The organism is Clostridium sp. Marseille-Q5894, assembly GCF_946902305.1.
Classification (GTDB): Bacteria; Bacillota_I; Bacilli_A; order Erysipelotrichales; family Coprobacillaceae; genus Thomasclavelia.
Window position 1 is genome coordinate 362,948 of sequence record NZ_CAMPPT010000002.1, and the last position, 22,999, is coordinate 385,946.

At 29.8% G+C, this 22,999-nt stretch carries 25 protein-coding genes; 18 read left to right on the top strand and 7 right to left on the bottom strand.

Features of this window, described 5'->3' with window-relative positions; all coding sequences use genetic code 11:
* Positions 1-6: 6 nt before the first annotated feature.
* From OC535_RS04415 to OC535_RS04440, 6 genes are all read right to left on the bottom strand, one after another.
* Positions 7-309, bottom strand: a complete 303-nt coding sequence (locus OC535_RS04415) for a transposase (protein ID WP_498823271.1) — start codon at positions 307-309, stop codon at positions 7-9.
* A 98-nt stretch (positions 310-407) separates the two neighbouring features.
* Complete coding sequence (locus OC535_RS04420; RefSeq protein ID WP_498823272.1) at positions 408-608, bottom strand: hypothetical protein; 201 nt, start codon at positions 606-608, stop codon at positions 408-410.
* A 33-nt stretch (positions 609-641) separates the two neighbouring features.
* Positions 642-1,304, bottom strand: coding sequence for an IS3 family transposase (locus tag OC535_RS04425; protein ID WP_498823382.1), 663 nt, complete (start codon positions 1,302-1,304; stop codon positions 642-644).
* Positions 1,301-1,591: a transposase gene (locus OC535_RS04430; RefSeq protein WP_498823273.1), complete on the bottom strand. Its 291-nt coding sequence runs from the start codon at positions 1,589-1,591 to the stop codon at positions 1,301-1,303. The genes OC535_RS04425 and OC535_RS04430 overlap by 4 nt, the downstream gene beginning before the upstream one ends.
* Before the next feature lie 259 nt (positions 1,592-1,850).
* Complete coding sequence (locus OC535_RS04435) at positions 1,851-2,972, bottom strand: DUF4062 domain-containing protein (protein ID WP_498823274.1); 1,122 nt, start codon at positions 2,970-2,972, stop codon at positions 1,851-1,853.
* 210 nt (positions 2,973-3,182) lie between these two features.
* Positions 3,183-3,557 (bottom strand): IS66 family transposase, encoded by a 375-nt coding sequence (locus OC535_RS04440; RefSeq protein WP_498823275.1) that lies wholly within the window; start codon positions 3,555-3,557, stop codon positions 3,183-3,185.
* On the opposite strand from OC535_RS04440, the gene OC535_RS04445 reads away from it, so the two are divergent.
* From OC535_RS04445 to OC535_RS04465, 5 genes are all read left to right on the top strand, one after another.
* Positions 3,536-3,796 (top strand): DUF6664 family protein, encoded by a 261-nt coding sequence (locus tag OC535_RS04445; protein WP_498823276.1) that lies wholly within the window; start codon positions 3,536-3,538, stop codon positions 3,794-3,796. The two genes, OC535_RS04440 and OC535_RS04445, sit on opposite strands and share 22 nt — an antisense overlap.
* Positions 3,797-3,933: 137 nt before the next feature.
* Entirely contained in the window at positions 3,934-5,298 is a 1,365-nt protein-coding gene (locus tag OC535_RS04450; protein ID WP_498823277.1) for an SIR2 family protein, read from the top strand.
* 68 nt (positions 5,299-5,366) lie between these two features.
* The gene (locus tag OC535_RS04455) at positions 5,367-5,954 is read left to right on the top strand and encodes a hypothetical protein (protein ID WP_498823278.1); all 588 of its coding nucleotides are present in this window, start codon (positions 5,367-5,369) and stop codon (positions 5,952-5,954) included.
* 31 nt (positions 5,955-5,985) lie between these two features.
* Positions 5,986-7,119, top strand: coding sequence for a hypothetical protein (locus tag OC535_RS04460; protein ID WP_498823279.1), 1,134 nt, complete (start codon positions 5,986-5,988; stop codon positions 7,117-7,119).
* Between the two features lie 115 nt (positions 7,120-7,234).
* Complete coding sequence (locus tag OC535_RS04465) at positions 7,235-7,912, top strand: hypothetical protein (protein WP_498823280.1); 678 nt, start codon at positions 7,235-7,237, stop codon at positions 7,910-7,912.
* Positions 7,913-8,087: 175 nt separating this feature from the next.
* Here OC535_RS04465 and OC535_RS04470 read toward each other — a convergent pair whose 3' ends face one another.
* Positions 8,088-9,329, bottom strand: coding sequence for an IS256 family transposase (locus OC535_RS04470; protein WP_498822983.1), 1,242 nt, complete (start codon positions 9,327-9,329; stop codon positions 8,088-8,090).
* Between the two features lie 174 nt (positions 9,330-9,503).
* Between OC535_RS04470 and OC535_RS04475 the strand changes: the two genes are divergently transcribed.
* The 13 genes from OC535_RS04475 (at position 9,504) to OC535_RS04535 (ending at position 22,975) form a co-directional block, all read left to right on the top strand.
* Positions 9,504-9,845, top strand: a complete 342-nt coding sequence (locus OC535_RS04475) for a hypothetical protein (protein WP_498823281.1) — start codon at positions 9,504-9,506, stop codon at positions 9,843-9,845.
* Between the two features lie 714 nt (positions 9,846-10,559).
* Entirely contained in the window at positions 10,560-12,194 is a 1,635-nt protein-coding gene (locus OC535_RS04480) for an ATP-dependent DNA helicase (RefSeq protein WP_498823282.1), read from the top strand.
* 253 nt (positions 12,195-12,447) lie between these two features.
* Positions 12,448-13,026 carry a xanthine phosphoribosyltransferase gene (locus tag OC535_RS04485; protein WP_227051760.1) on the top strand — a complete coding sequence of 193 codons (579 nt, stop codon included), beginning with the start codon at positions 12,448-12,450 and terminating at the stop codon, positions 13,024-13,026.
* A 26-nt stretch (positions 13,027-13,052) separates the two neighbouring features.
* The gene (locus OC535_RS04490; RefSeq protein WP_498823283.1) at positions 13,053-14,390 is read left to right on the top strand and encodes a uracil-xanthine permease family protein; all 1,338 of its coding nucleotides are present in this window, start codon (positions 13,053-13,055) and stop codon (positions 14,388-14,390) included.
* 232 nt (positions 14,391-14,622) lie between these two features.
* Complete coding sequence (locus OC535_RS04495) at positions 14,623-15,567, top strand: GTP-binding protein (protein ID WP_498823284.1); 945 nt, start codon at positions 14,623-14,625, stop codon at positions 15,565-15,567.
* Positions 15,568-15,885: 318 nt separating this feature from the next.
* Positions 15,886-16,770 (top strand): hypothetical protein, encoded by an 885-nt coding sequence (locus OC535_RS04500; protein WP_227051750.1) that lies wholly within the window; start codon positions 15,886-15,888, stop codon positions 16,768-16,770.
* A gap of 474 nt (positions 16,771-17,244) precedes the next feature.
* Positions 17,245-17,526: a hypothetical protein gene (locus OC535_RS04505; RefSeq protein ID WP_498823285.1), complete on the top strand. Its 282-nt coding sequence runs from the start codon at positions 17,245-17,247 to the stop codon at positions 17,524-17,526.
* 626 nt (positions 17,527-18,152) lie between these two features.
* A complete protein-coding gene (locus tag OC535_RS04510; protein ID WP_227051745.1) occupies positions 18,153-18,422 on the top strand; it encodes a hypothetical protein in 270 nt (89 codons plus the stop codon).
* A 75-nt stretch (positions 18,423-18,497) separates the two neighbouring features.
* Positions 18,498-19,241: a GntR family transcriptional regulator gene (locus OC535_RS04515; RefSeq protein WP_227051744.1), complete on the top strand. Its 744-nt coding sequence runs from the start codon at positions 18,498-18,500 to the stop codon at positions 19,239-19,241.
* Between the two features lie 92 nt (positions 19,242-19,333).
* Entirely contained in the window at positions 19,334-20,206 is an 873-nt protein-coding gene (locus OC535_RS04520) for an SDR family oxidoreductase (protein WP_227051743.1), read from the top strand.
* Between the two features lie 58 nt (positions 20,207-20,264).
* Positions 20,265-20,960 carry a deoxyribose-phosphate aldolase gene (deoC, locus tag OC535_RS04525; protein WP_227051741.1) on the top strand — a complete coding sequence of 232 codons (696 nt, stop codon included), beginning with the start codon at positions 20,265-20,267 and terminating at the stop codon, positions 20,958-20,960.
* A complete protein-coding gene (locus OC535_RS04530) occupies positions 20,941-21,876 on the top strand; it encodes a type I phosphomannose isomerase catalytic subunit (RefSeq protein WP_227051740.1) in 936 nt (311 codons plus the stop codon). Before deoC ends, OC535_RS04530 begins: the two co-directional genes overlap by 20 nt.
* 82 nt (positions 21,877-21,958) lie before the next feature.
* Positions 21,959-22,975, top strand: coding sequence for a hypothetical protein (locus OC535_RS04535; RefSeq protein ID WP_498823286.1), 1,017 nt, complete (start codon positions 21,959-21,961; stop codon positions 22,973-22,975).
* Positions 22,976-22,999: the final 24 nt, after the last annotated feature.

Genomic DNA, 22,999 nt, shown 5'->3' on the forward strand with positions numbered 1-22,999 from the left:
GAATACTTACTGGCTGTTGAGAATGTTCATAGCTTTTTTTAATATTTCAACAGCATCTCTTAAATCCCTGTTTTCTTTTTTTAATCTTGCCAGTTCTTTTGCATCATCACTGGAATAATTACCAGAACCTCTAAACACCTTACTTTCATCATCATTGTTTGATGAATATTCTTTGATCCAGCGATGAATAGAACTTAATGAGATTCCAAGATTATTTGCTGCTTCTGCCATAGTAAGTTCAGGATGATTCTTCTTGTAATTAACAGCATCAATTTTAAATTGTTTATCGATTTGTTTCTTTTTACTCATATAACTTTACCTCTTATTTATAATTAGATTATTGATTAATATAGATTACATCTATTATCTGTATTAATCAATACCGTTGTCACTTTACTAACATTTCTCTATTTAACTGGACCTAAATATATACTAGCATCATAACCATGAATATACTTTTTGACAGTTCTTCTATCCTTGCCCAATTCTCTGGCTATTTGAGAAACATTGACCTTAAGATGATTATGATCTATCAAATCCTTTAATTTATTGAGATCTTCCAAAACATTAATTTGAATATTTGTGTTTAACTGACAAGCTAATATCATTTTTATAACTCCCTTCATTATTGATATTGCCAGTCAATTATATATCTTTTTGTACATTTTTAAATGATCATTTATGTACATTCTTATGTTAGCATTTATACTTTGCAGTATTATTGGATTTTCATTGTTCCTTTTTTCTTTCGCCTCCTCTAAACATCTTAATACTTCTTCTGTTTCCATTGTTTTACTTAATGTCCAGCTTATTATTTTTCTTGAATATAAATCCATTATACTTGTTAAATAGACAAACCCATCATCATATGTATGAATATATGTTATATCTGTACACCATGCTGCATTTGGCTTTTTAGGATTAAAATCACGTTCTAATACATTTGTCAGTTTGTTTGAAAAATCGCAGTCTTTTGTTGTTTTTGTATGCGGTTTTATATACTGGGCTCTTATCCCATTTTCTCTCATGATCTTTCCAACATGGCGTTCGCTAACTCTATGTCCTGCCTGCCTTAACTTTACAGTTATCTTAGGCGCTCCATAAATTTGTTTTGACTCTTCATGAATTTTCTTTATTTCTGATGTTAATACTGCCTTTCTTATTTTTGTTTTGCATGGAACTCTTTTTAAATAATCATAATATCCAGATTTACTTACATTTAATTTTTCCAGCACACTGGCTACAGAAATTTTACTTTTTTTGCTTTTTTGTTCGATCCGTCTGTAAATTTCCTGTTTTGTTATTTTCCCAGTATGCCAATAGCCTTTTTTAGCACATCTAAAGCATCCTGTGTATCTTTAAGTTCTTTTCTTAATCTGGCGATTTCTTTAGCTTCATCACTGGAATAGTTGCCACTACCTCGACTACTGATAGTACCATTATTATCGGCGGCATCTTTAAGCCACTTATGAACAGTACTGTCAGCAATGCCAAAGCGCTTAGCGATAGAAAGTTTAGATTCGTCAGGATGATCAGCAACATACTGTACTACTCCTTGTTTAAATTCATCTGTAAATGTTGGTTTACTCATTGTCATATACCTCTTTCATATAATTGTAATTAACTGTATGACATTGTACCATATGATATTATTTTCTTCTATTTAACTTGTTCGTTTTTTATTCTAGCATCAATAATTGTAATTAACTGTATGACATTGTACCATATGATATTATTTTCTTCTATTTTACTTGTTCGTTTTTTATTCTAGCATCAAAGCTCATTATAAAAAACTATGAGAGAAGAATTAAATAGACTGATTCTGTGGCAAAAGCAGGGTCTCGTTTATTTTACCTATCCAATTGTTTTAGCCATATATCACAAACTTCAAATTCACATTCTCCAACATCATTATAAAAATCATTATAAATTGTAAAACATATTTCTCTGATATTAGAAAGTTTTCTAATATCGCAATCTCTCAAACGTATAAAATAATCCTTTCTATTTTCTTCAATATCAAACTTCTTATACAAAACACATATTAAACTTGTATTTTTTTCTTTAATTTCTATTTGTACATGATTTATATTTTTAGAGCCTCTAACAGAGAAAAATAATCCATAATCATTATAATAGTATTTTACCCAATTTTGATTTTCTAGAAAAGTATATGCCAGCATAATAAATTCATCTTTAAGTATTTTCATTCTTTCTATATTGTTATTATTGAAATAAATAATATATCCATTTGGATTATAATCAAACTTTTTTTCTAATATAATAAGATTATATCTCATATTATATTGAGAAATATAACATTTCATGTTTCTTAAATCTAGTGCATTTAAATACATCGATGGAAGTTCATATGATTTTTTTCTCAATTCTTCATTTATTTTTTGCAATTCTTGTATATTTTTTTCTGCTTTTTCTAGTTCTTTATTATTGATATAATTATTTGCTCTTACCCATCCAGGTCTCTTCCCTTTAATGAATTGTTTATTTAATGCATTCATAACTTTAAATGCTAACTCATCACTATTTTTCCACCATTCAATCATTCTGTCCTTTTTTACTTCATCTATAAAATTTTGAAGTTTCTTTTGATATTTCAATTTTGATTCACGTTGATATTCTTGCCTTGGAACTGATTCATCGATAATAAAAACTAATATTGGAATATTCTTACTTTTTGCATATCTATATTCTTTCTCTGTATAACTCATTCCTTTATCTTTTCCATCTTTTATAGTTGTTCCATACCTATTTCCTATGATGAGAATATAATAATCAGAACTATCTATGGTATCTTTAATAATTTCCCATTGTTCTTCATCAGCTGCACTAAACATTTCCATTCCTATTGGAAAATGATACATTGATAATATAGTATCTTGGACTTTTCTTCTTTCTTTTTTTAAATCATTATATGTTGAGCTTATAAATATTTGATATTTTTTATTCTCCATTATAAAATCTCCCCTTTTTATATTTATATAATTATATAGTTATTATATCACATTAACTCCCGCCTATAATTTTCAAATATCACTAAAAAAAGCTTTTTACGTAAAAAAGGTAAGCGTCAAACCAAAAAGCCCTATGATTAGTGCTAATTAAACTATAATAGGGCTGTAATTATTTATTGGATTTAACTTGACGACGAAAAGATCGTATCTCTACGATTTTTTTGTCAGATATACATTTTCTGGTAATGTTTTTGACCATGGCATGATTTTTTCAAGTTCTTTATCATCATTAATATCTATTTCTGTTAATGCTGTTAAAAGATATTCAAAATAATCATATGGTTTGAGTTGATTTGCTTTGGCTGTTTCAAGAAGTGAATAGATTGATGCGCTTGCTTCTGCTCCTTTGATGGTATTCGAAAATAACCAGTTGCGGCGACCTACACAGAATGGTCGTATTGAATTTTCTGCACGATTGTTAGATATTTCAACACGCCCATCTTCAAGATAGAATCTTAAACTTTCTTCCTGATTGATGCTGTAAGTCAGGGCCTTGCTGAGTTTTGTTTGACCAACTGCTGCCAAAAGAAAACCCAGAATACAAAACCATACAGGAAAAGATAGAGGATATTTATAGGGAATATCCGAAAGTGTTGGCGGCTCTTGACACGGAGAAAGCAGACGATTTATCGGTGCAGGAGTGCAAGGCTCTGATAGAGGTTGTGGAGCTTCGTAATAAACTCTACGATATGCAGATGGAATCGGTCTATTTCAGAGGATGCTATGACGGCGTGGGTTATCTGAAAAAGACAGGGATTTTATAATGTACTGACCGAGGAAAAGGTGGCGTTGGCATGAAGTTGATGCCATCTTTTTATATAAGTTGATAGGTGAAAAAAATGTTTTTTGATGTATAATTACAGATGAAGAAATGAATTATTGCGAATATGAGGAGGTTTAAATGAAAATATTTATAAGTCATTCTAGTCGTGATATAGAAATATATAATGAACTTGCTAACGCTTTAAAAGAAAAAGGGCATATAATTTTCAATGTTAATGAAGTGAATGTTGGAGAAAATGTAGTTGAAAAAATCAAAGTTGCTTTAAGTGATTCAGATGTTCTTATTGCAATTATAACGGAGAATTTTTTAAACTCATCGTGGGCACAGGCAGAATTAAGTTCAGTTGTATTAGGCACTAATAATATTTGTATTCTGCCAGTTGTAGTGGGCGATATATTTGTACCTAATTTTTTGATACAATTTCAATACAGAAAAGTAAATTCTGGAAAAGATGTTACAAAGACTGTATTGAGTGATATTGCTCAATTAGGAAAGATTGGGAGTGATTCAACTCTTTTTCACAAGCATAGTAACGCCCAATCGGAAAAAAAAGATATAGAAGGAAAAATAACTTTACTGAAAGAAGCTTTAATTGATAATCAGCTTACTTTGGTATGCGGAGCAGGTGTATCGAGAGATTCATCAATACCAGATTGGAATGATTTACTTGTTAATATCCTTAATGAAACATTTTTTAATAATGATTCAAACGTTCCAGAATCTAAGGTTTTAGCAGAGGATTTACTATCGCTAATGCCACAGTCGAATTTAATTTTAGGAAAGTATTTAAGATTGGTATTAAAAGAAGATTTCGAAAAAGTTGTACAAAAACATCTGTACTTATACTATAATCAAGACCGAGATTGTGAATTATCAACGATAGTGCAAGGTCATGAGATAATCAATTATGCATTAGAAACCAATATGATGAAAGCAATAGTCGAACTTGCTCGCCCCAAGAGGAGAGGTAAACGATTAGAATCTATAATTACTTTTAATTTTGATGATTTAATAGAATGTGCATTGTCAAAACATAAAATTGAATATTGTTCAATATGGAAAGAGGGTCAAACATGTGGTATGGATGCGTTACCTGTCTTCCATGTACATGGTTTTTTGCCAAATCAAAGAGAAGTAGATACTCCCAATTTAGTCTTTAGCGAAGAATCATACCACACACAATTTATTGACCCATATAGTTGGTCAAATTTAATTCAACTTAACACATTCTCTACAAATATATGTTTATTTGTAGGATTAAGTTTATCCGACCCCAATTTAAGACGATTATTGGATATATCGTGGAGGCGAAATCAAAGATGTAAGCATTATATTATTATGAAAAAAGCACCTCAAAAAAATAGAACGGATGAAATTGCTACCATGCTTTTTGAACAAGATGCAAATTCGCTTGGATTAAATGTTATTTGGTGTTCCGATTTTTCAGAAATACCGAGTATATTATTCAGTATTGCAACGTGATAATGCATATAAAAATAGATGCTTTTAATCTTAATGAACAAACATTATTTAAAAAGGGAGGAATTTAAATGTCTGACGAAATGTTTAATGTGTTTTCAGCAGTTGGAATAGGTTTTACTTTTTTGGCATCAATGGCGGCAGTTATTGTTTCTATAATATCATTACGATGCTCCAATAAAGCGGCAAAAAGGTCGGGGTATCTAAATACAATTACTGCAAGTCGTGATAGGTGGTCAAATTCTTTAAGAGAAAATTCTTCTTTATATTTTACTCAAATTGCTAGGTTATGTAGCGGACAAGAAAATAATCTAGGAGATATTTACAATGAATTAACACATTATCACTTTGCTATTATTTTATTATTATTTGAGCAGGATAAAGATTTGCATAACAACATGAGTGCTTTGAGAAGTAGGGCTTTTGAAATTGTAGACCAGAATAATATTATCATTTCTCAATATGAAAAAAATAAAGGGCTTTTTAGTAGTAATAAAACAGAAATTGAGGATTTGGATATTGTTATTCAAGCACGGAAAAGGATGCATGAATTACGATGTTTGATTTTAGATGAATATCAAGGAAAAATTTTTGATAGTATATCTTGTCTGCTTGAAAGGGAGTGGAGAAAACAACAGTATGAAGCGACAAAAATGTAGTTGGTACATTTTATAAAGGAGTTATATTATTATGAATTATGACTTTAAATGGATTCGTCCCAATATATCATTATATTATGTGGATAAGAATTGTCTGTATCCAATATCATTACTAAACAGTGGAGATTTGGCAACGGATTTTAATAATTATGCGAAAAATTTCTTTAATGCGGCAGAGATTGTGATTCATTATTTGGGCGAAGATGCAGCAAAAAATGGTGATATAGCAAAGCTTGATTTATGGTATTTTGTAATGGTCTATTTGTATAGGCAAAGCCTTGAGCTTCTATTGAAAGCAAATATATTTAAGACTGTTAATTCGGAAAGTGATAGAAAGTCAATAATCGGTGACATACGACATGACCTTAAACAAGGGTATGATAAACTTTTGGAGTTAAGGGATTTAGAATATACAGATAATGCTAATTGGTTATGGAAATATCTAGCAGACATTTCAAGGATTGATAAAGAATCCGATATGTTCCGTTATCCTTTTGGTAATAATCTTAATGTTTTATTTGATAAACAGACGCATATTTCTTTGGTGGCAACTCATGATAATATGAATAAAGCCTTTAATATTTTGAGTGAGCTATATAAGACGGGGAATTTTACAGAGCAGGAATATGAAGCATATTCACCACAGTTGGTTATTGAAGGTGGACATTACTACCAGCAGAGCGTTGTCGGTTATAAATATGCTCAACATTCGTTTTATCCTTACTATTCCTCGTATGAAGAAGTAGGGAATTTTTTAAAAGAAAAAATCGTGAATGACAATAAAAAAGAATTGTTTATGCCAATGTGCTATATGTATCGTAATGCAGTTGAACTTGGTTTAAAAAGGATAATCATTGAAGATAGCCACATAGAAAGAACAAAGGCATTGAAGATACTTCGACGAAAAAAACATAGCATATTTGGACTTTGGAACAGTATTGTCGATGAAGTTGACAAATATTCCAATGCACCAGATGATGACACTACTTTAAATGATACAACACAGTATATTCAAGCGTTTCATGATTTTGACCAAAGTTCTGATTTGTTTAGGTATCCATGTAATAAAAACTTGCAGGTTTACTTTTCGGAAGAAAAGGTATTAGACATAGAGAATGTGGCTTCTTGCTTTGAAGAACTATGCAATTTTTTGGATGCTAAGTGAAATTAAAGATTATGAAACGGAAATGGCATCATATTACGATTACTATTAAAATAAAAACTCATACAAAAAACGATTGTCAAGGAGATTTTAATGACGAAGATTTTGGGGATGACTTATGGAGAACATAGTACAAATTCAATATATTATTAGTGCATTTATAGGATTTGGAAGTGCTGTTATTGTTGCAATAATAGCGGGTATCTTTCAATTAAGAATAGCAAAGAAAAATAGAGAAATTCAAGAAAAACAACTTGAGGAATCAAGAAAACAATTTTTTGTACAGATGGAACAATCACAAAAAGAATATGATGAAAAGATAGAGCAATTACGAGAAGAACAAAGAAAAGCTAATTTAGAAAAAGCTAATGATAAATTGAAGGCAGAAACAAATAGATTTTATGAAGAACTTATAAAAGAAATGGTGTTCTATGACAGCCTTTTGAATGAATTACACTACCTTAATAATATCGCAAATCCAAAGGACAAAGAATATCGTATTAAAGGAGTATATCCGCATATTGATAATAATATAAAGGATTTGGTTGGGGATGTTTCTTTACATCAAGATATAGCAAAACTCTTAGGGGCTTTAAGAGCTAAAATTTCTTTATATAATGTTGCATTGGAACAAGGAGCAGATTCCAATGTGTTGGAAGAAGCATTAAAAAGAGTATATGACTTAATTGACCCTATTAACACAGAACGCTTTGAAAACTACACTAATGCTCAAACAAGTTTAAGAAAGTTTGAAATTGACACAGCAAAACAGATTATACAAGAAAATAGCAAATAAACACAATATTTAAGAAATAGACTTAGATTTTATTGAGCCATAAATGAACATATAAAGCCTTATTACATAGCCGAGAGGTTTTCATTAAGGGAATGTCAAGAAATTTGTGTAAGTAATTTTATTAAATTGTCAAAGAACTATAGAAATGACTTATATCGAGTATATATAGGTCATTTTATTTTTCTAAATATTTTTGGATTCTTGTTGAAAATCTATCATCCATCATTAATTGATTCATAACCATTGCCCAATTTGATACACGCCCACCTGACCATTTTTTCGATAATTCAAGAACTCTTAAATATAACACTTTTAATACCGCTGTCTCATTTGGAAATGCTCCTTTTTTTATGACCTTTCTAAAACTTGAATTGACACTTTCAATTGCATTGGTTGTATACATAACTTTTCTGATGGCTGATCCATAATCAAACAGCTGTTCTACATGATGAATGTTCCTTTCCCATACATCAACTGCTCCCGGATATTGTTTCCACTCATTCTTGAATGTTTCAAATGCGTTTTTGGCCGCCTTTAAACTAGGAGCTCCATAAACTTTTTTCAATGATTGTGTAAATCGCTTATAATCCTTGCTTGGGACATATTTAATAGAATTCCTTATAAGGTGGACAATACATCTTTGTACCACAACATTGGGAAATATTGCTTTCGCACCATCTTCAAGTCCACTAACACCATCCATAGATATAAAGAAAACATCTTCCACACCTCTCGCTTTGATTTCATCAAAAATCTGCATCCATTTATGCTTGCTTTCTGTCTCGTTTAACCATAACCCCAGTATTTCCTTGTTTCCATTGATGTCATAGCCTAAAACAGCATATACAGCATATTCCTTTACCTCATAATCATTTCTTACTGTCACATATAAACAGTCAACAAACAAGAATGCATAACATTGAGATAGTGGTCGGTTTTGCCAGTTTTCCAGTTCAGGAATGATAGCATCGGTTATATCGGAAATCATTTCATGAGAAACCGAAAATCCATAGATATCTTCAATTGTGGTTGATATATCTCTTTGAGACATTCCTTTTGCATACATTGAGATGACTTTATTTTCAATGTCCGAAACATCTCTCGTTCTCTTAGGAATAATTTGCGGTTCAAAAGATGCCTCCCTGTCTCTAGGTATATTAATATCTAATTCTCCTCTTGATGTTTTTATTTTTTTAGGAGAATAACCATTTCTTCTGTTTAATGTCTTTTTTTCTTCTTTACTGTTAGATGCATAACCAAGATGGTTGTTCATTTCTCCCTGAAGCATTGATTCAAATAATGGTCCAAAAATATCTTTTAAAGCTTCATCCATATCCTGTGCTGATTGTGGATTATAAGTATCAATAATTTGTTGAGCCAAAGCTACTGTTTTTGGATCTCTTTTTATTCTTGCCATATTTCATTAACCTCCATATTTTTAATTTTGATAATAAGAAAAGTGTGTAGCAGTAATATAACACATATTACTTACTTACACACTTTATTTTACACTCCCTTCATTAACGAAAATCCCTCGGCGTATTTCATTTTCGGGAGGTGATTTTATTTATTGAGAAGCAGCAGACCCTATGTGCAGATTGACCCAGACGTGCTTGAGCGGGCAAGGCAGATAGACTTGTCACCCTATCTTAGAAGCTATGAGCCGAGCAATCTGGTAAAGGTCAAAGGCACAACAAACGTGTACTGTACCGCCGAGCATGACAGCCTAAAGATTTCCAATGGTAAATGGTACTGGTGGTCGAGGGGCTTCGGCGACTATTCTGCCCTTGACTATCTGATGAAAGTCAAAGAATACGGCTTTGTGGAAGCCGTGGAAATCCTCACGGGGCAGGACGATGGCGGACTGGAAACCGTCGCCCCCTACCGTGAAAAAAGGCGAGTCGAAAGTGCTTCTTCTGCCGCCAAAGAATAAGAACTGCGACAGGGTGACGGAGTATCTTTTCGGGCGTGGCATTGATTATTCTCTCATACAGGAATGTATCGCCGAGGGGATTATCTTCGAGAGTGCCGACAGATACCGTGCATCTGTTTGAAGCCGCCATTGAATCCGAAAACACTTCAGTACCTTATGGGACATTCTGATATTGGAGTAACATTGAATACCTATACGCACATCGGTTACGATGATGCGAAAGAGGAGTTAGAACGGATGGCAAAAGCTGAGTAGTAAAATGATATAATTACTCTCAATTTACTACTTTTTTTACTACTTTTGAGGTAAAAGATATGCCAATTTAGACTACGATATGCCAAGAACAAAGGGAAATTACAAACGACAGGAAAAGCCGATAAATCAAGGAAATACAGCAAATACAAGGAATTTTAAAGATATGATAAAAATACTTTTCGTCTGCCACAGGTATAGACATACTGAACATGTTCAATAACTTCATATCTTGCAGGATGATAAACAAGTTCCTTTCTTGACATAGTACCATATTTGACGCTTACAAACAAGATAAGAAATGAGACAATGTAATAAATACAAAAAAAGAGAATAATAGATTAAATCTTTACAATATTGATAAATAAAGCATATTTTTTGTTAATGTTTAAAAATTAAAAATAATTGCATAATTTTAGAGTTATTTTCAATTTTACTGTTATCAAGGAGGGTGAGATTATTATGGGAAAATATTATGCTGTAAAAAAAGGAAGAAAAACGGGAATATATCAATCATGGGAAGAATGTAAAGTTCAAGTAGATAAATATAAGGGAGCAGAGTATAAAAGTTTTATTTTTGAAGATGAAGCAAAAAAATATTTAAATGGTGAAAATAAGATAAAAGCTGAAAAGTCTCAAAAAATAAACTGTCTTGAATCAGTAAAGCAGATAAAACCAAAATCATTAAAACAATCTAATTATTCATTGACTAACGATCAAAAAAAAGCATATGAGTATATGATGTCGAAAGAAAATATTTTTTTAACAGGAGGGGCAGGAACAGGTAAATCATTTGTACTTAAAAAGTTTATTGAAACAGTGGAAAAACAAGGAAAAAATGTTTTAGTTTGTGCTCCTACAGGAATTGCTGCCATCAACATTAAAGGTGTAACTATTCATCGTTGCTTTCAAGCGTCACCAGAACCGCAAGTTGTTCATAATATTAAAAGAGTTCCTCAGGTTGTTAAAGAAAGTGACATTATCATTATTGATGAAATTAGTATGTGTCGTATTGATTTATTTGATTTTGTTGTAAGAACTATAATGAAAGCAGAGGAAAAATGTTTAGCAAGAAAACAGATAGTTGTTGTAGGTGATTTCTTTCAACTACCACCTGTTACGAAACTTAATGATAAAAAAGTTTTAGAGAAACTGTATCCTGAATATAATAATGGGTATGCTTTTGAGTCTACAAATTGGAAAGATTTGGATTTTCATATGATCGAATTAAAAGAAGTAGTAAGGCAAAGTAATCCAGAATTTGTTTATGAACTTAATAAAATTCGGGTTGGTGATGTATCTGGTATTGCTTATTTTAATCGTCATGCAAAACATCAAATGATAGATGATGGCATTATTTTAACTGCAACTAATAAAGTTGCTAATAAAATTAATCATGAAAGATTAAATAAAATTCCTTCTCAAGCAAAAGTTTATAAATCAATAATAATCGGTGATGTCAAAGATAGTGATAAACCAACACAAGATGAATTACGTTTAAAAGTAGGTGCAAGAGTGATGGTGTTGATCAATGATACAGAAGAGAATCTTTATCAAAATGGATCATTTGGAAAAATTGAAAAATTAGATAAAGAAAGTGTCACGGTTTGTTTAGATAAAAATCATGTAAAAGTTAAATTCGGTTATTACGAATGGGTAATAGAAGATTATATTCTTACAAAAAATGATGATGGTGAAATTGAAGATCATAAACTTAGTAAAAAGAAAATTGGCTCATTTTTACAAATCCCATTAAAATTAGCTTATGCTATAACAATACATAAAAGCCAGGGCCAAACATACGAAAAAGTAAATTTGATTCCCTATTCATTTGATTGTGGACAATTGTATGTAGCATTAAGTCGTGTAAAATCTCTAGATTGTTTTTGTTTAATTAATCAAATGAGGCAAGAAAATTTGATTTGCAGTCAAGAAGTAAAAAAGTTTTACCAAACTGATTATTTTTTAAAACAAAAAGAAATTATTTATCAGTTAGGCAAGAAAGTTTTAACCATGGATGATAAAGACTTTCCAAGTGAATTGAAAGAACTTGTACAAAATATAAAGAAATCAGGCTGTTTATCAATTGATTATTAATACAAAAATACTAATTAAAATGAAATTAATTGAAGTATTATTAAATACAGATATTTTATAATTCTATTTAAATTTATGTCATTTTAAATAGAAAATTGTTGAAATGATAATATCAATTTGATACTATTTTTTGTGCAATAGAATATAAGAAATTATTTTTTACTTATACTGTTAATTCAAATATTCAATAAAATGTTAAATTACAAATTTAATATTTTATGCATTTATGAACATATTAAAGGGGTGGAAAAGGATGAATTGTTTAGAAGAAAGAATACAAAAAGATGGTATTGTAAAAGAGGGAAACGTTCTTAAGGTTGATAGTTTTTTAAATCATCAGATGGATATTGAGCTTTTTAAACAGATGGGAGAGGAATGGAAAAAGCGTTTTGCTGATGTACATATCAATAAAATATTGACTATCGAAGCATCAGGAATAGGAATTGCATGTATTGCATCTGAATATTTTAATGCACCAGTTGTTTTTGCTAAGAAATCAAAAAGTATTAATATTGAAGGCGATATGTATATAGCTGAAGTTGAATCTTTTACACATAAATGTAAAAATCAAGTCATTGTTTCTAAAAAGTTTTTAGGCCCTGATGACCATGTTTTAATTATTGATGACTTTCTAGCAAATGGCTGTGCTTTACAGGGATTGATTTCTATTGTATCACAAGCTGGAGCTTCAGTAGAAGGAATCGGTATTGCGATTGAAAAAGGATTCCAGTCAGGGGGACGGGTAATTAGAAATCTTGGATATCGTTTAGAATCTCTTGCTATCGTAGAAAGTATGGATCCTAAAACGGGAAAAATTATTTTTAGAAAGTAAAATATAAAAGAAAGGTATGAAATATTATGAGTAATAAATCAGGAAGTGTTGATAATATTTATAAGCTTGATGGAAAAGTTCCTGTTGGTAAGGCAATTCCATTTGGTCTACAGCATATATTAGCGATGTTTGTAGCTAATATTGCACCGATTATCATTGTAGCAGGAGCCAGTGGACTTGATTCTAAAGATAGTGCTATGTTGATTCAAAGTGCCATGATTATAGCTGGAATTGGAACCTTGATTCAACTCTTTCCTCTCTGGAAAATTGGTTCAGGACTTCCTATAGTTATGGGAATTAGTTTTACATTTGTTTCTGTTTTTTGTTATTTAGGACCAACATATGGATATAATGCAATTGTTGGTGCAGTTTTAGTTGGTGGAATTATTGAAGGTATTTTAGGATTATTTGCAAAATACTGGATCAAGCTGATTACGCCAATTGTATCAGCCAGCGTTGTTACTGCTATTGGATTTTCTCTTTTATCAGTAGGGGCCGCTTCTTTTGGTGGAGGTAGTGGAAGTAGTAACTTTGGTTCTGCGACAAACTGGATTCTTGGAACAATAACATTACTTTGCTGTATTCTATTTAATATTTTTGCAAAATCCTATTGGAAGCAATTGTCGGTTCTATTTGGACTAGTAGTAGGATATATTGTAGCTGCTTGCATGGGAGTAGTAGATTTTTCAGGGTTTAAGGATGCTTCTATTATTGCCTTACCATCAATAATGCCATTTAAACCAGAATTTAATGCTGATGCTATTTTATCTGTAGTGCTTATTTTCTTAGTATCAGCTACAGAAACTATAGGTGATACATCTGCACTAGCGACTTCTGGTCTTAACCGAGATGTTACTACAAAGGAAATTTCTGGTTCTCTTGCATGTGATGGTTTTATTAGTGCTTTGTCTTCTGTTTTTGGGTGCTTACCAATTACATCATTTAGCCAAAATGTTGGACTTGTAGCAATGACAAAAGTTGTCAATCGTTTTACTATTGCATTAGGGGCCTTAATTATGATTCTTGCAGGAGTATTTCCAGTATTTGGGGTCCTGCTTGCAACTTTACCAGATGCTGTATTAGGCGGTTGTACGATTATGATGTTTGGAACTATTGTCGTAAGTGGATTACAGATGATCAGTAAATGTGGTTATTCGCAAAGAAATATAACAATAGCAGCCCTATCTTTAAGTACTGGTATTGGTTTCACTCAAGTTCCTGAGATATTTAATATTTTCCCACAATTGATTCAAAATATTTTTGCTGAAAATTGTGTTGCGGTAGTATTTCTGGTGGCAATCATTCTTAATCTTGTATTACCAAAAAATATGGAAGCAGCACCAGTGGCAACAGAAAATCAGTAGTTTAAAATAATTTAAAAGTGTCATTTCCAATGACACTTTTATGCTGTTGTAATAAATGTGAAATAGTTATTTAAAAAAATCTATAACAAAAGAATGGGAATCTTTTTTTATCAAAATATATACTAAAAATAACAAGGGTTTAGTATAATCATTGTTATTTTGATAAAGAAGGTTTAAACTAAAAAAGGATTAAGAATAATTTTAAATACTAAATTTATGAAAGGACACAACAATGATAAAAATAGATTTAATTACGGGATTTTTAGGCTCAGGCAAAACTACATTTATAAAAAAATATGCTAATTATCTAATCGAAAAAGGTTATAAAATAGGTATCATTGAAAATGACTTTGGAGCTGTTAATGTTGATATGATGCTTCTTCAAGATGTGATGGGGGATAAATGTGAACTAGAGATGATATCTGGAGGATGTGATCAAGAAACTCATCGAAGAAGATTTAAAACTAAGTTGATTTCAATGGGAATGTTAGGTTATGATCGCATTTTAATTGAACCATCAGGTATATATGATGTAGATGAATTTTTTGATGTTCTTTATGAAGAACCACTAGATAAATGGTATGAAATAGGTAATGTTATGGCAATTGTAGATGCTAAATTGGAAAATAATTTATCTAAAGAATCCGATTATTTATTGGCATCACAGGTAGCTAGTGCAGGTCGTATTATTTTAAGTAGAAGTCAGGAAGCATCAAAAGATGACATTAAAAATACAATTGATCATATAAATGATGCATTAAAGAATGTTCAATGTAAGCGACAGCTTAAAAATGAAATTATATGTAAAAATTGGGATAATATGATTGAAGAAGATTTTAATGATATATTATCTTGTGGATATGTATCTGAAAATTATGTGAAGTTGAGTTTTGAACAAAGTAAAGCATTCACATCTCTTTATTTTATGAATGTGCATATATCCAAAGAGAGATTATATGATACAGTTAAAAAGTTAATGAATGATGCTTCATGTGGAAAAATATTTAGAATCAAGGGATTTATGCAATTATCAAATAATGAATGGATTGAATTAAATGCAACACATCATGATATTTCTATTAAACCAATCAAAGTAGGGCAAGATATTATAATTGTTATAGGCGAAGGATTAAGAGAAAAAAATATAGAGAATTATTGGAATAAGCAGAAAGTCTAATTAAATAATATTGTAGTTGCATGCATATTAATAATATGACATAATAATATTAGAGTTATCCAGTATCAAGACTAGAAAGGGTGATTATAGAATTATTAAATCGTAATATAATATTGATTTTAGAGTAAAAATGAAAGGGAAATTATTCTAAAAAAGCATTAGTAAATAAATAATATGTTATCAAATAATTAATTTTGTTATATCTAAAATTAGATAAATGGAATAAAGGGAAAATAAAAATATTTTGTTAATAAAAAGCTATATTTAGATTTAAACAAATATAATTAGTTAATTGATAAAGAGGGAAAGGATATTATGATGAAAAAATTTATTAAAGTATTATTAGTATGTATTATGTGTCTTAGTTTAACTGCGTGCGGTGATAATAAAAAGGTTGAAATGGCTAAAACAATTGATGATGTTGAAAAAATTGTTAAAGAAAATGATTTAAAAGATAATGGTTTTGATAATATTGGATTATTTTGGAAGTTTAGTTTTGCTGATATGAGTTTTAGTGTGATTTTTGATATTGAAGAAACTCCAAAAGATTATTATGTGAATAAAATTTTGTCTGCTGAAGATATTAAAAGTATTGAGGTAAAACCAAACAAAGATGTAGGTGGTCAATGGCTATATCTTCGATTACAAGATGGTGAATTTGCTGTAGATGAAGATGATCTTGAAGAATTTAGTGATAAAGGACGAAAAGAGGCTTATGAAGCATATCAAGAAAATTTTGAAGGATTGGGATTGTCAGCAGACTTATTTGGTCAATGGGCTGTAAGATATTTTAATGAGGAAACACGTACTAATTTAATTAAAGATGCTAAAGCAGAAGCAAGTAAAGTACTAGAAACGATTCAGAAAAATGGTTATAACTATGAAAAAGATAGTCTTGGGCGACAAATTATTAGTTCGAACGAAGCTTATCAAATAGTTGTTATGAATAATTTATGTATGGTTTTAGATGCTGAATTTGATCTTGATAATAAGACTGGTTATATGTATATTCCAAGTCAAGGAACATGTGGTTATTCAGCTAATGGAGAAACATTAATTGTTTATCAGTACAGTGATGATACAATCTTACAGGGAACACCAACACTTGAACAATATGCTGAAATGCAAGAAATGAAAAAGTGGTATGATGATTTTTTAACTAAGTTTTCAACTAATACAGAAACTTTACAATTAATTAAATAATTATATAATTAGACAAAAAGGGAAATAATAGAAATATTATTTCTTTTTTTTCATAAAATTTATTTTAATATACCTTGATTTCAAGTAAGCACATATATTACGATAAGTAGAAAAAATGCCATATAGCCAGGATATTTAGGCTTTGTTGTAAATGTAGAAAGATGAATGAAAAAGTTAGTTAATAATTTGATTCTTGTTTTTGTATTGTTCCGATAAGAAGATATACTATGTTGTAAAGAGAGGTATAAATTTGTGTACATTACAGTTAAACATACTTTAAAAAAAATGGGGGATTTCAGATAGGAGAGTACGTACATTGTGCTCTCAAAGGAAAATATCAGGCGTTATTCGTGAAGGACGTAGTTGGAAAATTCCTATAGATGCGAAGAAGCCGAAAGATTGCCGAATTAAAACAACAGAAAATATATGGGATATTATTGATAGAAAAAAATTGAGCTTGATGCTAGAAGACCTTTGACAGAAGGTGAGATTGAGCAATTTGCTGAGGAGTTTGTCGTTGAATACACTTATAATTCCAATGCAATTGAAGGTAATACTCTTACTTTTTGGGAAACAGATATGGTATTGCGGGGATTGACGATTGATAAAAAATCGCTCAACGATCATATGGAGGCCGTAGGACATAAAGAAGCTTTTGATTTTGTAAGAGAGTTGGTAAAAGAAAGTACACCAATTTTAGAGCGCGTTATTAAACAAATAAATTATTTAGTGTTAGCTGATAAAAGAGATGATTGAGGTGTTTGTAGACGGGTACCTGTAAGAATAATGGGAGCAAACCATGAGCTAGTTCAGCCGTATTTGATTCAACCGAAAATGGAACAATTACTGGAAAGTTGTCAAAATAGTTAAGAACATATAGTTACACGATTAGCACGTTTTCATATTGAATTTAAAGGAGTTTATCTTTTTATTAACGAAATGGAAAAGCAGGAAGGTTATTGGTGAATCTGGTGTTGATGAAAGTAGGATATCTGCCAATTGATATTAAATTTGCAGATCGAGTTGCTTATTATAATGCATTTGATGAGTATCATGTGAAAAATAATATATTGGCATAAGCGATTAGATTTCTATTTAGAGATGTTAGAAGCAGAATAATCATTAATTTGTTTATCATATTATATTAATCGTATGCAAAGAGGAATTATAATTATTATTTAGCATAGTTAAAAATATTTTAAAGAATGTTATATGTATTAGGAGGTGGGGAAGTTGTTATTTACATTGATGAATAATAAAGAAGTTTTAGTTTTTGAATATAATCATATTTAGGTATAAAAGAGGTAATTAATCTTGCTTATGCTCCTTTATCATTAAAAAGCTGTGCTACTGATTTAATTGATAAAGTAATGTATAAATGATTGAATGATCGAAAAATTTCTTCTTTTCGTGATAATTTAAAATATTTATTAGATACTCTAAAACAAGACAATATTAATAAATTAATAATGAATAATTATGGTTTATCATTAAGTAATCAATATTGGTTTCTACCATTGAAGACAATGATTAAATGGAATGAGATTAATTTTTTAAATAATAGTTATGATGGTAACAGTTTTATGAAAGCTACATTTGGAATAGAAGCGTTAGATTATTTAAAATTTGATCAAAATCCTTTTAATAAATAAAAGAATTTATTAAATTGAGTTTGTTTAATTATTAAAAATATAGTAAAATTGTAATAACAATAGGAGGTAAATAAGATGAATGATTTATTTCAAAGTAATATTATTGATAAAAATTCAGCTATTCCTTTATACTATCAATTATATACTTATATTGAAAAACTAATTAAAGAAAACAAACTTGTAGAAGGAGATCGTTTACCTCCAGAAGATGAACTTGTAAAGCTTCTTAAAATTAGTAGACCAACAATTCGTCAAGCATATAAAGAATTATCAACTAAAGGTTATATTCAAAGAAAAAGATCAAAAGGAACGGTAGTAACAAAGCCTAAAGTTTTAAGTAAGTTTTTATCAGAATTAACCAATTATTATAATGAATTAAGTGCTGAAGATATGGAAGTTAAAACAAAAGTTTTACAATTTGAAATTATTAAAGATCAAAAAGCTAGCGAAGTGTTAAAGACAGACAAATTAATTCATTTGATAAGGTTACGTTATAGTGATAACACACCTTTAGTTTATATCGATACATACATACCATATGATAATTATAAAGATTTATTTGCTTATGATTTAGAAAAAGAATCTTTATATGAGTCAATGAAAAAAATAGGACAGCCTGTAGAAAGTGTTAGAAGAATAATCAAAGCTAGTAAAAGTAGCAAAGAAGTTGCTACTTACTTGGAGATAGAAACTGGAGAACCGATATTATATAGTCAAACGATTGGAAAAGATAAAAATGGAAAACCAGTTGAATATTCGCTTGCTAGATATAATGGAGCCATTGCTCAATTCCAAATTGATTTACAATTAAATGATTAGAATCTATCTTTGAGATAGATTTTTTTTATTCTATTGATTTTATTTAAAAACAATGTTATATTGTAATTACAATATAACAAAGGAGTGTAAAGATGAAAAAAATCGTTATAACTGGTGGAAAAGGTTTTTTTGGTTCCCGCTTTCAAAAAATGTGGGAAAGGAAGTATCAGGTTTTAACGCCTGGATCAAAAGAATTAGATGTAACAAATGAAAAAGTGGTCAATGAATATTTATTAAAAGAGAGACCAGATTATGTTATTCATGCAGCAGCAATTCCTAATCAACAATATTGCATTGAACATCCTCAAAGGGCAAGAGCTGTTAATGTTGATGGAGCAATAAATGTGGCTAAAGCATGCAAGAAAATTAATGCTAAATTAGTTTTTATTTCTACTGAACAAATTTTTAATGGTTCAAAAGAAGCAGGACCATACAATGAAGAAAGTGAGCCATGCCCAAATACTGTCTATGGAGAAAATAAGTTAGAAGTAGAAAATAAACTACCTGCTATTATTCAAGAATGCTGGATTGTCCGTTTTACATGGCTATTTGGTTTACCAGAAAGAAATTGTGTTTCAGGAAGTAATATTTTATGGGATACAGTTCAAAGTTTAATCCAGGGTAAAACAATTACAACTACTCACTATGAATATCGAGGAATGAGCGATATTAAAGAAATATGTATTAACTTAGAAAAATTATTTTCTTTACCATATGGAATATATCATTTTGGGTCTGTCAATGATTTAGGACGTTATGATGTAGTAAAGTATATTATGGAATTATTAAATGTTGATCAACAGATCATTGAAGATAAATTAATTAGTGATGATAGTCATTATACTAAAGATAATCCCCGAGATTTACGTTTAGATACAACAAAAGCTACTCAAGCTGGTTTAATTTTTGCTTCATCAAAAGAAGCAATTAAAAATTGTTTAGAAGAATTTGGAATTATTAAATAAAAAATATAGAAAGGAAATAAACTTGGATTTATCTCTAAGTTGATTAGATAAAATAAAAATGAAAATTGAAGATTTAACAAGAGAACAATTAGCTAGAATGTTTGACCATACATTTTTAAAAGCTTATGCAACTAAAGAAGATTTTATTAAATTATGTAAAGAAGCAAAAGAAATTAATGCTGCCATGGTAGCAATCAATAGTGCTCCAGTTCGTTTTTGTAAAGAACAATTAAAAGATTCCTCAGTTCATGTTGGTGCAGCAATTTCATTTCCTTTAGGACAAACTATTTTAGAAGTAAAATTAGCAGAAACAAAGAAGGCAATTGTTGATGGTGCTGATGAAATCGACTATGTAGTAAATATTGGAAAGGTTAAAATGAAAGACTGGGATTACATCCAAAAAGAAATGGAAAGTGTTGTAGCTCTTTGTAAAGAAAATGATGTTTTATCAAAGGTGATTTTTGAAAACTGTTATTTAGAAAAAGACGAAATAAAAAAATTAGCTGAAATTGCTAAAGTAGTAAAACCAGATTTTATAAAAACTAGTACTGGTTTTGGAACTGGTGGAGCACTAGTAGAAGATGTTAAATTAATGAAAGAAGTAGTTGGTGATGAGGTTCAAGTTAAAGCAGCAGGAGGAATAAGAGATTGGGCAACATGTAAAAAAATGATTGAAGCTGGCGCCACTCGAATTGGGACAAGTTCATCATTTGCTATTTTGAAAGGATTTGATGATGAGCATGTATCCGTTTAAATTTGAACCAATTTATGTAGAAACCGTTTGGGGAAACACAAGGTTTGCTAGGATTCGTGGTGAGAATGAAATAATTGGATCAAGTTGGGAAATAAGTGCGCATCCACATGCAGATAATCTTATTGCTAATGGTAAATATAAAGGGCAAACTTTATCAAATTTGCTAGATTTATATCCTAAACAAATTTTAGGAAAAAAGAAAAGAAATCAAATGTTGAGAATCTCATTTTTAGATGCAAAAGAGTCATTATCGATTCAGGTCCATCCTGATGATAATTACGCACGTAAACATGAAAATGACGAAGGAAAAGTAGAAGCCTGGTATATTTTAAAAGCAAATCCTAATAGTAATTTAATTGCAGGAACAACCACTGATGATAGACAACTCATTAAACAGGCTATTAAAGATGGAAAAATCGAAAATTATGTCAATAGAATAGAGATGAATGAAGGAGATTTTATTTGTATTGAATCAGGGCAGTTACATGCTTTTGGGGGAGGTCTATTAGGATTAGAAATCAGTCAAAATAGTGATGTAACATATCGTTTCTATGACTTTCATCGTAAGGATGCAAACGGTAATGAAAGAGAACTTCATTTAGATAAATGTTTTGATGTGGTTGATTTTTCAAAGAAGGGCCAAAAATTTTCATTTCCATTTAAAAATCAGCAAGAAACAATAGTATACCAAAGAAAAGAATTTACAATAAAGTTAATTGATATAAATGGTGAATATACTCTTTATCCAAATGGGGAAACATTTTATTGTTTAACTAATGTTTCTAATGATTGCCAAATAATTTACGATAATCAAATTATAGATTTTCGTTATACAGAAAATATTTTAGTTCCTGCTGATTGTTCAGCAATTACTTTTAAAGGAAAAACAAGAATAATCATAAGCTATGTTGATTAAAACTTTATTTATAGAAATTTTATAAGCTTGTTAATCTCATAATATCTAGTTATAATATAATGCAAGGAGGTATCTAGGTATTATGAAAATTAAAAAAATAGCATTATTAGCTATGATAATGCTATTAGGCATAACAGGCTGTAGTAATAGCGAAGAAAAAAATAAAGATTTTTGGTCAGCTACTATAAATGTATTAGAAGATAAATTAGAAAACAATAGCTATAACAAAGGACATTGGCAAATTGGAGTACAGGATAAATCTCAAGTTGAAGATGAAGAACATAGATCTTTGACAATTCGTGAGGTTTTTGAAGAAGAAAATACAACCAAGACAACTATGTTTTCTTTACAAAATCTAAATAACACTAAAACAATTTCATATATTTACAAAAAAAGTCAAACTGAAGATTATAATCGTTATGATCAAACTGTAACAATTAAATCAGTTGATGAATCATATCACGAATATGAAATCACATATAGTTATGAAGAATATCAAAATGAAAATTATCATGATGGCAAAGAAGCTAAAGGAAAATTACAGATTGGAAATGATAATAAAATAACATATGATAACGTTCCTTTATTAAAGGAAGCAATGGATGCATATCTTACTTTAATTAATGATTTTCAACAAGAATTCAATCTATATTACCGTGAATATGATTTTATTAATTTACCAGAATTATCAAAAGATCTTGACATTCCAGCATTAGATAATATTAGTGAAGAAACATCAACTACTACTGATTATTATTCAGAAATAGATATCAATGCAAAAGGATTTTCATTGATAACCTTTTTAAAAATAAGTGAAGATTCTTTATCTGCTGATTTTGGTATATATAATATTGAAAGAAAAGGATATGAATCTAACACAACAATTACATTTGAAAAACGTGAGATGGAAAACTGTTATAATATTGTACAAAAAAATGATCCAGATGTTAACTATGCAGTTTATTTTGATGGTGATACAGCTTACGTGTATCTTCAATCACTAACTGATCAGGAAATTATGGATGATATTCAAAACCAAGGAATAAAAGCAATATATATTTTGAAAACTACAAATAAGAGTTATTCTGATTATCTATAAAGATTATAAACAAGCACAAAAAAT